This window comes from Streptomyces sp. NPDC001002 (assembly GCF_053599215.1).
This window is the reverse complement of the sequence record NZ_JBSFLV010000001.1, coordinates 140,725-154,854: the sequence shown is the minus strand read 5'-3', so window position 1 is coordinate 154,854 and position 14,130 is coordinate 140,725. Positions and strand designations below refer to the sequence as shown.

The 14,130-nt window shown below is 71.4% G+C and carries 11 protein-coding genes; all 11 read left to right on the top strand.

Annotated elements, in window-relative coordinates:
- Positions 1-142 precede the first annotated feature (142 nt).
- The 11 genes from ACWDR3_RS00735 (at position 143) to ACWDR3_RS00685 (ending at position 14,090) form a co-directional block, all read left to right on the top strand.
- Positions 143-2,287: an RICIN domain-containing protein gene (locus ACWDR3_RS00735; protein ID WP_450349803.1), complete on the top strand. Its 2,145-nt coding sequence runs from the start codon at positions 143-145 to the stop codon at positions 2,285-2,287.
- A gap of 69 nt (positions 2,288-2,356) precedes the next feature.
- A complete protein-coding gene (locus ACWDR3_RS00730) occupies positions 2,357-3,145 on the top strand; it encodes a thioesterase family protein (protein ID WP_450349642.1) in 789 nt (262 codons plus the stop codon).
- A gap of 204 nt (positions 3,146-3,349) precedes the next feature.
- Positions 3,350-4,702: an MSMEG_0569 family flavin-dependent oxidoreductase gene (locus tag ACWDR3_RS00725; RefSeq protein ID WP_450349641.1), complete on the top strand. Its 1,353-nt coding sequence runs from the start codon at positions 3,350-3,352 to the stop codon at positions 4,700-4,702.
- A 3-nt stretch (positions 4,703-4,705) separates the two neighbouring features.
- Positions 4,706-5,521, top strand: a complete 816-nt coding sequence (locus ACWDR3_RS00720) for an amidohydrolase family protein (protein ID WP_450349640.1) — start codon at positions 4,706-4,708, stop codon at positions 5,519-5,521.
- A gap of 55 nt (positions 5,522-5,576) precedes the next feature.
- The gene (locus tag ACWDR3_RS00715; protein ID WP_450349639.1) at positions 5,577-6,107 is read left to right on the top strand and encodes an MSMEG_0572/Sll0783 family nitrogen starvation response protein; all 531 of its coding nucleotides are present in this window, start codon (positions 5,577-5,579) and stop codon (positions 6,105-6,107) included.
- A 10-nt stretch (positions 6,108-6,117) separates the two neighbouring features.
- Positions 6,118-7,209 carry an MSMEG_0568 family radical SAM protein gene (locus tag ACWDR3_RS00710; RefSeq protein WP_450349638.1) on the top strand — a complete coding sequence of 364 codons (1,092 nt, stop codon included), beginning with the start codon at positions 6,118-6,120 and terminating at the stop codon, positions 7,207-7,209.
- A gap of 5 nt (positions 7,210-7,214) precedes the next feature.
- A complete protein-coding gene (locus tag ACWDR3_RS00705; RefSeq protein ID WP_450349636.1) occupies positions 7,215-8,651 on the top strand; it encodes an MSMEG_0567/sll0787 family protein in 1,437 nt (478 codons plus the stop codon).
- Positions 8,648-9,499 (top strand): carbon-nitrogen hydrolase family protein, encoded by an 852-nt coding sequence (locus tag ACWDR3_RS00700; protein WP_450349635.1) that lies wholly within the window; start codon positions 8,648-8,650, stop codon positions 9,497-9,499. The genes ACWDR3_RS00705 and ACWDR3_RS00700 overlap by 4 nt, the downstream gene beginning before the upstream one ends.
- Positions 9,496-10,332: a carbon-nitrogen hydrolase family protein gene (locus ACWDR3_RS00695; protein ID WP_450349633.1), complete on the top strand. Its 837-nt coding sequence runs from the start codon at positions 9,496-9,498 to the stop codon at positions 10,330-10,332. The genes ACWDR3_RS00700 and ACWDR3_RS00695 overlap by 4 nt, the downstream gene beginning before the upstream one ends.
- A gap of 58 nt (positions 10,333-10,390) precedes the next feature.
- Complete coding sequence (locus ACWDR3_RS00690; RefSeq protein ID WP_450349632.1) at positions 10,391-11,524, top strand: MSMEG_0565 family glycosyltransferase; 1,134 nt, start codon at positions 10,391-10,393, stop codon at positions 11,522-11,524.
- Between the two features lie 139 nt (positions 11,525-11,663).
- A complete protein-coding gene (locus ACWDR3_RS00685; RefSeq protein ID WP_450349630.1) occupies positions 11,664-14,090 on the top strand; it encodes an MMPL family transporter in 2,427 nt (808 codons plus the stop codon).
- Positions 14,091-14,130: the final 40 nt, after the last annotated feature.

Here is a 14,130-nt window from a genome sequence, read left to right as displayed (position 1 = left end):
GTCACGGCGTACACCGGTCCGGCTCGGCCCGCACCGGCCGAGCCGGACCGCACCCCACCCCCCGCAGCAACTCAGGCTAGGAGAACCCGTGTTCCGTCATCTACGCACCGCCTCCCGGGGCCGCAGACCGCTCGCGGTCGCGATGGTCGCCGGGGCGGCCGCGTCGCTGCTGACCGCGAGCCCCTCGCAGGCGGCGGCCACCGCCCTGCCCACCGGCTTTTCCACGCTCACCAACGCGGCCAGCGGCAAGTGTCTGGACGCCAGGTCGGCCGCGACCACGAACGGCACGGCCGTGCAGCAGTACACCTGCAACGGCAGCACGGCCCAGCAGTGGAGCTTCACGACCACCACCGACGGCTACGTCAGCATCAACAACGGCAACAACACCAGCCAGGTCGTCGACATCACCGGCGTCTCCACCGCCGACAACGCGCTGGCCCAGCTGTGGACTTATGGCGGCGGCGCCAACCAGCAGTGGCTGCCGGTCGACGAGGGCGGCGGCGCGTACCACTTCGTCAACCGCAACAGCGGCAAGTGCCTGGACGACCCGGCCGCTTCCACCGCCGACAGCGTGCAGCTGGTGCAGTACACCTGCAACGGCAGTGCCGCCCAGCGCTTCCAGGTGGCCGCCGTGAACCCGCCGTCGTCCGGCAACCCCGACCTCGGCCCGAACGTGGTCGTCTTCGACCCGTCGATGTCGGCGTCCACCATCCAGAGCCGCGTGAACACGATCTTCTCGCAGCAGGAGACGAACCAGTTCGGCTCCCAGCGCTACGCCGTCATGTTCAAGCCGGGCACCTACAGCGCCAACGTCAACGTCGGCTTCTACACCCAGGTACTGGGCCTCGGTCTGACCCCGGACGCGGTCAACATCAACGGCGCGGTGCACGCCGAGGCCGACTGGTTCCAGGGCAACGCCACGCAGAACTTCTGGCGCGGTGCGGAGAACCTCTCCGTCACCCCGACCGGCGGCTCCGACCGCTGGGCGGTCTCGCAGGCGGCGGCCTACCGCCGGATGCACCTGCGCGGCAACCTCGCGCTGGACGACGGCGGTTGGTCCAGCGGCGGGCTGCTCGCCGACAGCAAGATCGACGGCCAGGTCAACTCCGGCAGCCAGCAGCAGTGGCTGACCCGCAACTCGCAGCTCGGCAGTTGGACCGGCTCCAACTGGAACATGGTCTTCGTCGGCAGCCAGGGCGTCCCGGGCACCAGCTTCCCCAACCCGCCCTACACGACGGTCGCGCAGACCCCGGTCACGCGCGAGAAGCCGTTCCTGTACGTCGACAGCGCCGGCGCCTACCAGGTGTTCGTACCGTCGCTGCGCTCCAACTCGACCGGGACCAGCTGGGCTTCGGGCTCGCCGGCCGGTTCGTCGCTGTCCATCGACAGCTTCTACATCGTGAAGCCGGGCGCGACCGCCGCGCAGATCAACGAGGCGCTGGCGGCCGGCAAGAACCTGCTGGTGACGCCGGGTGTCTACCACCTCAACCAGACCCTCCAGGTGAACCGGCCCGACACCGTGATCCTCGGCCTCGGCCTCGCCACCCTGATCCCGGACAACGGCATCACCGCGATGAAGGTCGCGGACGTCGACGGCGTGAAGGTCGCGGGTCTGCTCTTCGACGCGGGCACCACCAACTCGCCGTCCCTGATGGAGGTCGGCCCGTCCGGCTCCTCCGCCACGCACACGGCGGACCCGACCTCGCTGCACGACGTGTACTTCCGCGTCGGCGGCGCGGGCGTCGGCAAGGCGACCAACAGCCTGATCGTCAACAGCGACAACGTGATCGGCGACCACATGTGGATCTGGCGCGCCGACCACGGCTCGGGCGTCGGCTGGACCAGCAACACGGCCGACAACGGCCTGACGGTCAACGGCGACAACGTGACGATGTACGGCCTGTTCGTCGAGCACTACCAGAAGTACCAGACCATCTGGAACGGCAACGGCGGGCGCACGTACTTCTACCAGAACGAGATGCCCTACGACCCACCGAACCAGGCGTCCTGGATGAACGGCTCCACCCAGGGCTACGCGGCCTACAAGGTCGCCGACTCGGTCACCAGCCACCAGGCCTACGGGCTCGGCAGCTACTGCTACTTCAACGTCAACCCGGGCGTGGTGGCAGCGCGTGCGATCGAGGCGCCGACCAACTCCAACGTCCGCTTCACCAGCATGCTGACGGTGTCCCTGGGCGGCACGGGCACGATCAGCCACGTCATCAACAACACGGGCGGACCGTCCAACTCCTCCAACAACGTCGCCAACCTGACCAGCTACCCGTAACGGATCTCCCGATCGTGGTGGTCGTAGGCTGCTGGACGAGCCTGCGACCACCACGAGGAGAACCGTCCGTTGAGCAGTTCCGCCGCCTACTACGAGCGCATCGACGACCACCGCTACAAGCCCACCGCGCACACGGGCGGCGCCTGGTCCTCGGACGAACAGCACTTCAGCCCGCTGGGCGGCCTGATCGCCCACGCGCTGGACCTCCACATCGGTGAGCGCCCGGGGCTGCTGCTGTCCCGCATCAGCTTCGACATCCTGGGCCGGCCGGCCCTGGACGAGTGCGAGATCAGCGTCGAGACCGTCCGGCCCGGCCGCACCATCGAGCTCCTCGAAGCGGTGGTGCGGATCGCCGGACGCCCGGTGGTCCGGGCCCGTGCCTGGCTGCTCGCCGCCGTCGACACCACGGCGGTGGCGGGCGGCCCCGACGCCCGGCTCGCCCCGCCCGAGTCCCTCGCGCCGTGGAAGATGGCCGACGCCTGGCCGGGCGGCTACATCGCCTCGATCGACGTCCGCCCGCTCGCGCCGCCGCAGCCGGGCCGCACCACCGCCTGGATCTCCACCGAGCTCGACCTCGTCGCCGGCGAGCCCAGCGGCCCGCTCGCCTCCTACCTCGCGCTCGTGGACACGGCCAACGGCATCGCCGTACGTGAGTCGCCGGCCGAGTGGATGTTCCCGAACGTCGACCTCACGATCCATCTGCACCGCCAACCGGTGGGCTCCTGGACCGGGTTGGACACGACGGTCACCTTCGGCCCGACCGGCCAGGGCCTGACCAGCACGATCCTGCACGACATCCAGGGCCCGGTCGGTCAGGCCCAGCAGATCCTCACAGTCCGCCCGCAGCCGGGACGCTGAACGGGGGCGCGCCCAGCGGGAGCACGCTGAGAGGCTTTTTGCCTCTGAGGCAACTCAGGGTGTCCGTCTCCCCACCCACCGTGAGGAGCACGTAACTCCGCTTTATTCCGGATGACTTGGACCGGTAACGGCCGGTGGCTGAAGTGGGTCCCACAGGCAGCGGCGAGATGTAAAGACCTCGCCGCCTCGCGTGGGAGGGATGCCATGCCCGAGACCTACCCCGAGAGCTACCCAGAGACTTACTTCGACACGCGCCGGCTCGCCGGTGCCCACTTCCCGGTCGCCGTCATCGGCGGCGGCCAGGCCGGCCTCTCGGTCAGCCACTGCCTCCGTGAACGCGGCATCGACCACGTCGTCGTCGAGGCCAACCGGGTCGGGCACGAGTGGCGCAGCCGCCGCTGGGACTCCTTCTGCCTGGTCACTCCCAACTGGCAGTGCAGGCTGCCCGGTTACCCCTACCGGGGCGACGACCCCGACGGCTTCATGGTCCGCGACGAGATAGTGCGCTACCTGGAGGGCTACGTCGCCCACTTCCGGCCTCCGCTGGTGGAGGGCGTGTCGGTCACCCGGGTACGCAGGTCGGCCACGGGGACCTACGAACTGGCCACGACCGCGGGCGACTTCACCGCAGACCAGGTCGTCGTGGCGACCGGCCCCTACCACCGCCCCAGGATCCCGCGCGCCGCCGAGCGACTGCCCGCCGGGATCGAGCAGGTCCACTCCTCCGCCTACCGCAACCCTGGTCAACTCCCCGACGGGGCAGTGCTGGTGGTGGGTACGGGTCAGTCCGGCTGCCAGATCGCCGAGGACCTGCACCTCGCGGGCCAGCAGGTGCACCTGGCGGTCGGCAGCGCCCCGCGGGTGGCCCGCTTCTACCGCGGCCGGGACTGTGTGGCCTGGCTGGACGAGATAGGCCACTACACCCGGTCCATCGACGAGTTCGACGACGCTGGCGCGGTGCGGATGCGGGTCAACCACTACGTCACCGGGCGGGACGGCGGCCGGGACATCGACCTGCGGGCGTTCGCGAAGGACGGCATGCGGTTGTACGGCCGGCTGACCTCGATCGACGGCCCGGCCCTGGAGTTCGCCGACGACCTCAAGGTCAACCTCGACCACGCGGACGCCGTGGCGGAGGGCATCAAGGACGCCATCGACGCCCATATCGCGGCCCGGGGCATCGACGCCCCGACCGAGCCCCGCTACACGCCGGTGTGGGAACCGGACGGCCAGGCAGGCGAGTTGGACCTGGCCGAGGGCGGTGTCACCTCCGTGGTCTGGGCGACCGGCTTCGCCCGCGACCACCGCTGGATCGAGATCCCCGCCTTCGACGGACGCGGCTACCCGATGCACTGGCGCGGTGTCACCAGCGTGCCAGGCCTGTACTTCGTGGGCCTGCCCTGGCAGCACTCGTGGGGCTCGGGCCGCTTCGAAGCGGTGGGCAGGGACGCCGAGTTCATCGCCGGGCACATCGACGCGGGCCGCCGCCTCGCCGACGTCTGCGGCACCCTCACCGGCGCCCCGACCCGGGTCGCCGCCGCGGTACCGGTGGGCTGAGCCATGGTGTACGACGCCCACCGCCACATCGGCGTACTGCCCGCCTTCCCCTTCTACGGCGGCCCGCCGGTCCACCCCGACACCACCGCCCGCGCCACGGTCAAGCAGCTGCTCGCGGACCTGGACGCGGAGGGCACCGAACGCGCCCTGGTCATCCCCAACTACGGCGTACCCGACCCCGAGATCGCCTTCTCCTTCAACGAGTTGGCCATCGAGGCGGCCCAGACCGACGACCGCCTCCGCGCCGGACTCTGGGTCTCCCCGCGCCCCGAGGACGCCCACCGCACGGACCTGGCCCTCGGGCTCGCGGGCGAACGCGGGGTGCGGGCCCTGAAGTTGAGCTTCCTGCTCGGCGGCCGGCCCACCGACCCGACCTGCCGCCCCCAACTCGACCGTATCTTCGCCGTCGCCGCCCACCACGACCTCGTCGTCCACGTCCACACCTCCCCCGGCGCCGCCTCCGACATCGACGAGGTCGGCCACCTCGTGGACTGGTACGCCGATCAAGTCGCCGTCCACCTCGTGCACTTCGGCGGCGGGATGAGCGGTCACATCAAGCTCGCCGGGTCCCGCTTCTTCGACTGGATCGCGGCCGGCAAGCGCGTCTACACCGACCTCTCCTGGGCCATCGGGTTCCTGCCGTACTGGCTGGCCCGGGAGATCGAGCACCGCGGCCTCGGCCACGACCGCGTGCTCTTCGCCAGCGACCAGCCCTGGGGCGACTTCACCGGCGAGTACGCCCGGATGACCGCCGCGACCGGCGGTGGCGAACTCGGCGACCGGGTCTTCCGGGACACGTTCGCCACGCTCTACGACTGACCCGTCCCGCAGCTCCGACCCGTCCCTCACCACTCGTACGCGCAAGGAGACAGCCATGTCCGAAACCGTTGTCACCGCCGAACTCAGCGAGATCGAGCAGAAGTCCCTCACCGAGATCCCCCACCCGTCGCTGCCCGAGGGCACCAGCATCTACGGCGCGACCAAGGTGTTCCCCGACTACAAGGCGGAGGACGGCGAGACCTACTTCACGCTCGTCCACGGCATCGCCCACGAGTCGTCGGTGTCCTTCGTCGCCGTGCTTCAGGCGACCCGCGCGCTGCGCAAGGGCTTCGAGACCGCCATCTACTTCTACGGCCCCGGCTCCCTCAACTGCCTTGCCACCCGCGGCTTCCCGACCACCGGCACCTCCGCCTTCCCCGGCGAGCACAACATCAACAACCAGCTCAAGACGTTCATCGCCGAGGGCGGCAAGGTGTTCTGCTGCCGCTTCGGCCTCTCGCTGCACGGCGCCCGCGAGGAGGACCTCATCGAGGGCGTCATCCCCACCCACCCGCTGGACGTCCAGGACGCGCTGATCCACTACGCGCGCAAGGGCGCCATCATCAACTCGACCTACCAGCTGTAGGGGGCACGCCGTGAGCGTTGGCACCGGATCGACCAGCACGGCCGTGGACGTCCGCATCCTGACCCGCGCCGAACTCGCCCTGCGCGGAGTGGCGTTGGACGCTCCCGTACGGCGCCCGGACGGCGCGGGACCCAGCGACGACGGGCACGTCATCGTCGACGGTGCCAACGCCGCCCTCCCCACCAATCCGGCCAGCCCCTACCGCGTCCGCGACGGAAAGGTCTGGCTCGGCGAGGAGGACACGGGCCTGACCCTGACCGCCGTGCACCGCCCGAAGTTCTACGACCTGACGACCGCCGACGGCGTCCCCTACGAGCACATCGCCCGGCTGCACGGCGCCGACGTCCTCGCCACCACCGTCGTGCAGACCTGCATCCGCTACGCCGAGTCCGACCGCTGCCGCTTCTGCACCATCGAGGAGTCGCTGCGTGCCGGGGCCACGGTCGCCGCCAAGACCCCGGCGCAGCTCGCCGAAGTCGCCGAAGCGGCCGTGCGGTTGGACGGCGTCAAGCAGATGGTGATGACGACCGGCACGACGACCGGTCCCGACCGCGGCGCCCGCACTCTCGTACGGTCGGTGCGCGCCGTCCTCGCGGCCGTGCCCGAACTCCCCGTCCAGGTGCAGTGCGAACCGCCCGGCGACCTGTCCTGGATCCGCGCCCTGCACGACGCCGGGGCGACCGCGATCGGCATCCATGTCGAGTCCCTGGACGACGAGGTGCGCCGGCGCTGGATGCCCGGCAAGTCGGCCGTCCCGCTGGCCGAGTACGAGGCCGCGTGGGACGAGGCGGTCCGCGTCTTCGGCCGCAACCGGGTCTCCACCTACCTGCTGATCGGCCTGGGCGAGGACCCCGACGAACTCGTCGCGGGGGCAGGCCGGTTGATCGACCGGGGCGTCTACCCCTTCGTCGTCCCCTTCCGCCCCATGCACGGCACCCTCGCCGCCCGGGACGGGATCCCCGCGCCCAGCGCGGAGTTGCTGCGGTACGTCACCGAGGGCGTCGCCGCGAAGCTGGTCGCCGCCGGGATGAACGGCGCCGACCAGAAGGCGGGGTGCGCGGCCTGCGGGGCGTGCAGCGTGCTCAAGACGGCGGGCGGGTGAGGGAGATGTACCTCGACGGATCCTCGACGGCACCGGTGCGGGACGAGCCCTTCGACGTCCTGGAGTTGCTGGGAGACCGCAGCACACTGGCCCGCCACCGCCCCGCCTTCCACATCGAACAGGCCGACGCCAAGCCCGAGTTGAGGGCATATCGGCGGCTGCGCAGGGACGTCTTCGTCCACGAGCAGGAGCTTTTCGCCGACGACGACTCCGACGACCGTGACCTCGATCCCCGGACGGTCGTCCTGGTCGCCAGGGCGCCCGACGGCACTGTGGTCGGGGGCGTGCGCCTCGGGCCGGTCGACGACGGGCCCGACCTCGGCTGGTGGCAGGGCGGTCGGCTGGTCGTCTCGGCCCGCGCCCGGGGCCCGCACGGCATCGGCGCCGCCCTGGTGCGGGCCGCCTGCGCGCGGGCCGAGGCCGAGGGGGCGCTGCGGTTCGACGCGACCGTCCAGGCGCGCAACGAGGTGCTGTTCCGCCGGCTGGGCTGGCGGTCCGTGCGGGCGACCGAGGTCGCGGGCGCGCCGCACATCGTGATGCGGTGGCCGATCGGACGTATCGCCGCCCAGGCCGCGGCCACCAAGTCCGTGCTGGGACCCCTCCTTTCGGCTCTCTCCCCCGGAGGTCCCGGTTTCGTCGGCGACGACGGCGCCCCCGTCCCCACCACCGACGTGATCGCCGCGTGCGACGCGATCGTGCCGTCGATGGTCGAGCGCGACCCGGAGTGGGCGGGCTGGTGCGCGATCCTGGTCAACGTCAACGACCTCGCGGCGATGGGTGCTTCACCGCTCGGGCTGCTGGACGCGGTGGGCGCGCGGGACGCGGCGCATGCGGCGCGGGTGCTGGACGGCCTGGGCCGGGCGGCACGGGCGTACGACCTGCCGGTGCTCGGCGGGCACACCCAACTCGGCGTGCCCGCCGCCCTGTCGGTGACCGCCCTGGGCCGCACCGCGCACCCCGTCCCCGGGGGCGGGGGTCGTCCCGGGCACGCGGTACGGCTGACGGCCGACCTGGCCGGAGGCTGGCGAGCGGGCTACCGGGGCCGTCAATGGGACTCGACGAGCCACCGCCGTACGCCCGAACTGCGCGCCATGACAGGGGCGGTGGCCGCCGCTCGTCCTGCCGCCGCGAAGGACGTGTCGATGGCCGGGATCGCCGGCACCCTCGGGATGCTCGCCGAGGCGAGCGGGTGCCGGGCGGTGCTCGAAGTCGCTGCCGTGCCACGGCCATTGGACGCCTCCATGGGCGACTGGCTGACCTGCTTCCCCGGCTACGCGATGCTCACCACGGACGCACCGGGCCGTCCGCCGCTGCCCGCGGGACCGGCGACCGGCGCGGTCTGCGGGGAGTTGACCGAGGGACAAGGCGTCGGGCTGCGCTGGCCCGACGGAGAGATCACCGAAGCGGTCACCTCCACCGTGACCGGGATGGGAGCCGCATGAGCACGCTGCGCATGGCCGCGGTGGCCGCGGAGTTCGGCCGCGACCTGGAGGAGGACTTCGCGATCGCCGAGCACCTGATCAAGGAGGCGCGGGAGGCGGGGGTACGGCTGTTGGCGCTGCCGGAGGCTTGTCTGGGCGGGTATCTGCTGAGTCTCGACGACGGGGCCGAACTGGACGAGGGGCCACCGGCGTTGGCGCTCGACGGCCCGGAGATCCGCCGACTGGCGGCGCTGGCAGGCGAGTTGACGGTGGTCGCCGGCTACTGCGAGGCGGGCCCGGACGGCAACCGCTACAACAGCGTCGTCTGCGTGAGCGGTGACGGCGTCCTGGGCAACCACCGCAAGGTCCACCAACCCCTGAGCGAGGACGCCAGTTACGCCTCGGGCGACCGCTTCCACGCCTTCGACACACCGGTCGGGCGGCTCGGCATGATGATCTGCTACGACAAGGCGTTCCCGGAGTCGGCGCGGGCGTTGGCGCTGGACGGCGCGGAGATCGGCGTCTGTGTGTCGGCCTGGCCGGGCGCCCGCACGAACGCGGCGACGGACCTGGCCGAGGACCGCTGGAAGCGCCGTTTCGATCTCTTCGACCGGGCAAGGGCGTTGGAGAACCAGATCGTGTGGCTGTCGGCGAACCAGTCCGGCACCTTCGGCTCGCTACGCTTCGTCGGCAGCGCCAAGGTCGTCGACCCGGGCGGCGAGATCCTGGCCGACACGGGCGTCGGCGCGGGCGTGGCGATCGCCGAACTGGACGTCGTACAAGCCCTGGAGACCGCGCGCCGGTCGATGGGTCACCTGCGCGACCGGCGTCCGGAGACCTACACACCCGCGGGAGCAGTCACCGTATGAGCAGCATCCGGATCGCGGCCGTGGCCGCCCACTTCGGCCGCGACCTGGAGTTCGACCTGGCGAGGATCGCCAAACTCATCGACGACGCACGGGCGTCGGGCGCCGGCCTGCTGGTCCTGCCGGACGCGGCACTGGGCGGATACCTGGCGGACCTGCGCCACCCGGACCCCGAGGCACTGCCCCCCGCCCTCAAGCCGGACGACCCGCTCCTCCTCCAAGTAGCCCGCCTGGCAGCCGAGATGGTGGTGTGCGTCGGCTACTGCGAGGACGGCGGCACCGAGCGCTACAACGCCGCGGTCTGCGTCTCCGGCGACGGCGTCCTCGGCCGCCACCGCAAGGTCCACCTCCCGGCCGGCGAGGTCGCGGCCTACTCCCCCGGCGACCGCTTCGACGCCTTCGACACCCCGGTGGGACGCGTGGGCATGCTGATCGACTACGACAAGACCTTCCCGGAGTCGGCGCGTTCGCTGGCGCTGGACGGCGCGGAGATCCTGGCGTGCCTCTCCGCCTGGCCGACCAGCATCACCAACCGCGCGCCCCGCATGGCCCAGGACCGCCAGGCCAAGCTCTTCGACCTCTACGACCAGTCCCGCGCCGCCGAGAACCAGGTCGTCCTCGCCTCCTCCAACCAGACCGGCGCGATGGGCGGCATGCGCTTCCTCGGCCAGGCCAAGGTGGTCGGCCCCGGCGGCGACATCCTCGCCCGCACCTGGTCCAAGGCGGGCCTCGCGGTCGCCGAGATCGACGTCGCGGCGGAGATCGAGCGGGCGCGGCGGGTACTGCGGCATCTGGACGAGCGACGGCCGGGGGCGTATCGGGGGGTGCGGTCGTGATCGCCGAGCGGGAGTACGCCCGCGTGGCCAGGGCCGCCCTGCGAAGGGAACGCGCCCGATGAAGATCGCCCTGCTCAGCTACTCCACCAAGCCCCGCGGCGGCGTCGTGCACACCCTCGCCCTCGCCGAGGCGCTGGCGGCGCTCGGTGAGGACGTCACGGTGTGGACGCTCGGGCGGGGCGGGGATCAGGGGTTCTTCCGGCCGGTGGACGCGCGGGTGCGGCTGCGGATCGTGCCGTTCCCCGACGGCCCGCCGGACGAGACGACCGGCGTCCGTATCCTGCGCTCCATCGCCACTCTCCGCGCGGCCTTCGACCCCGCCCCCTACGACGTCGTGCACGCCCAGGACTGCATCAGCGCCAACGCCGTGCACGGCCGTTGCGTCCGTACGGTCCACCACATCGACCACTTCACGACCCCCGAACTGGCCGCCTGCCACGAACGCGCCATCGTCGAACCCCACGCCCACATCTGCGTATCGGCGTCCGTCGCGACCGAACTCGCCGAGGGCTGGGGCATCCAGGCGACGGTCATCCCCAACGGCGTCGCCCACGACCGCTTCGCCGCCGCGGCCCAGGACGCGGAGGGCAGGTCCAACTGGCGCCGCCGCCTTGGCCGTTACGTCCTCACCGTCGGCGGCATCGAGCCCCGCAAGGGCTCCCTGGACCTGCTGGAGGCGTACGCGCTGCTCCGTGCCCGGCATCCCGACGTGCGCCTGGTGATCGCGGGCGGCGAGACCCTCTTCGACTACCGCGACTACCGGGCCCGCTGGGAGACGCGGGCGGCCGAACTCGGCGTAGAGCCAGTGGTGTTGGGCCCGGTTCCGGACCCTGACCTCCCCACCCTCGTGGCAGCCGCCGACGTCTTCGCCTTCCCCTCCCTCAAGGAGGGGTTCGGGCTCGCGGCGATGGAGGCGCTGGCGGCGGGTGTACCGCTGGTGGTGCGTGATCTGCCGGTGCTGCGGGAGGTGTTCGACGGGGCAGCCCGATTCGCGGGTACGGCACGGGAGTTGGCGGAGGAGTTGGGGCGGGCGCTCGCGGAAGACGAGGGGGCGACAAGGCGGGAGTCGGGACGGCGGCTGGCCGCGCGGCACACCTGGGAGGCGGCCGCTCGGGGGCACGTCGCCTTCTACGCCGCCCAGGCGGAGAACCACCCCAGGAGCGAGGGCCGCTCGAAGGAGGAGACGCACTAGTACGGCGGTACTAATCCCCGCCCGCCGATTCGGTCCCGCAGGGGGCAGGAAGTGCGCGAACCCGCTCCTAGCTTGAGATCAAGGGTCGACCGGACCCCCGCTCACGCACATTGATCTCTTCTCCTGGTGGGAGTAACCCGTGGCCACCTTCCTGTACCGACTGGGACGGCTCGCCTTCCGGCGGCGACGCGTCGTCCTGATGTTGTGGATCGCCGTCCTGGCTGCCGTGGGCATCGGCGCCACGAGTTCCACCGGCTCCTCCACCGACAGCTTCACCGTGCCCGGCACCCAGTCCCAGCGGGCCATCGACCTGCTGGAGAAGGAGTTCCCGCAGGCCTCCGCGTCGGGTGCGAGCGCCCGCGTGGTCTTCGAGGCCCCCGCCGGGCAGAAGCTCACCTCCACCGCCAACAAGGCCGAAGTCACCTCGCTGCTGGCCGAGTTGAAGGCGTCGCCCCAGGTCGCGAACGTCTCCGACCCGTACACCGGCGGGCTGGTCAGCGAGTCGGGCTCGATCGCGTACACGCAGGTGACGTACAAGGTCGCCAAGTCCGACCTCGACACCGCCGCGCACGACGCCCTGGACAAGGTCGCCGCCGAGGGCGAGAAGGCCGGGCTGACGGTCAGCATGGGCGGTGACGCCGTACAGGAGAAGGCCGGCAGCAAGGCGGCCGAGCTGATCGGGCTCGCCATCGCCGCGGTCGCCCTGGTGATCACCTTCGGCTCGCTGATCGCGGCCGGACTCCCGCTGCTGACCGCGATCCTCGGCGTGGGCATGGCCGTCATGTGCATCACCATCGCCACCGCCTTCGTGGACATGTCCTCGGCCTCCTCGACCCTGGCGCTGATGCTGGGCCTGGCGGTGGCCATCGACTACGCGCTGTTCATCGTCTCCCGCTACCGCAACGAGATCCGCGAGGGCCACGAACCCGAGGAGGCCGTCGGACGCGCCCTCGGCACCGCCGGCTCCGCGGTCGTCTTCGCCGGCCTCACCGTCATGATCGCGCTGGCGGGCCTGAGCGTCATCGGCGTGAAGATGCTGACGTCGATGGGCCTGGCCTCGGCGTTCGCGGTCGCCGTCGCCGTCGTCATCGCGCTGACCCTGCTGCCCGCGCTGCTGGGCTTCGCCGGTACGCGGATCATGAAGGCACCGCTCCTCAGCCGCCGTATGCGCGCGTTGGAGGAGCGCGGCGAGGGCGAGGCGATGGGCGTGCGGTGGGCGAAGTTCGTCACCCGCAACCCGGTCAAGGTCCTCGCGGTCTCGGTGCTGGGCCTCGGCCTGCTGGCCATCCCGGTCACCTCGCTGCGCCTGGCGCTGCCCGACGACTCCGTACAGACCCCGGGCAGCACCCAGCGGATCGCCTACGACACCCTCAGCAAGGGCTTCGGGCCGGGCTTCAACGGGCCACTGACCGTGGTCGTCGACGCCGGTGACAGCAAGGACCCGCAGGCCGCCGCCGCGGACGCGGTCGCCCGGATCAAGACGCTGCCCGATGTCGCGGCGGTGCGCGACGCCGTGTTTAACCCGTCCGGTGACGTGGCCCTGATCACCGCGGTCCCGAAGAGCGCGCCGAGCAGCCAGGACACCAAGGACCTGGTCACCGACATCCGCGACCAGAACGGCAGGCTGCACCAGGACACCGGAGCCGACCTGATGGTCACCGGCACCACCGCCCTCAACATCGACGTCTCCAGCAAGCTCTCCAGCGCGCTCGTCCCCTACCTGGCGATCGTCGTCGGCCTGGCGCTGATCCTGCTCCTGCTGGTCTTCCGCTCGATCCTGGTCCCGCTCAAGGCGGCCCTCGGCTTCCTGCTCAGCGTCGGCGCCACTCTCGGCGTCGTGGTCGCCGTCTTCCAGTGGGGCTGGCTCAAGGACCTCATCGGCGTCGAGGAGACCGCGCCCATCGTGAGCGTCCTGCCCATCCTGCTGATCGGCGTGGTCTTCGGCCTCGCCATGGACTACGAGGTCTTCCTGGTCACCCGGATGCGGGAGGAGTACGTCCACGGGGCCGAGCCCACCCACGCGGTCGTCCAGGGTTTCCGGCACAGCGCGCGGGTGGTCACCGCGGCGGCGGTCATCATGATCTCCGTGTTCGCCGGCTTCCTCCTCGACGACGTGGCGCTCATCAAGTCCATCGGCCTCGGCCTCGCCGCCGCCGTGTTCTTCGACGCCTTCGTGGTCCGCATGACCATCGTCCCCGCGGTGATGGCGCTGCTGGGTCGCAGGGCCTGGGCGCTGCCGGGGTGGCTGGACCGGGCCCTGCCGAACGTGGACGTGGAGGGGGAGCGGCTGCGGCAGGTGCTGGCCGAGGAACGGGCGGGGATCGCTGAGCAGGCGGGGGTCGCTGAGCAGACAGGGGTCGCTGAGCAGGCAGGGGTCGCTGAGCAGGCAGGTGCCCCGGCCCACGCCAGCACCTCGGTATCCCCGGGCGCGGATCCCGTACTCGTCGGCGCAAGGGGCGGTACGGGCGGCGACGGCGCGGGCGGCGATGGCGCCCCCGCCGACACGACCGAGCCGAAGAACTCGGCGCTGAGGGGACTGGGGAAGAGACTGACCCGCAAGAACTGATCCGCAAGAACTGACGCAGCCCCGCCCGCCGGTCCCCTTC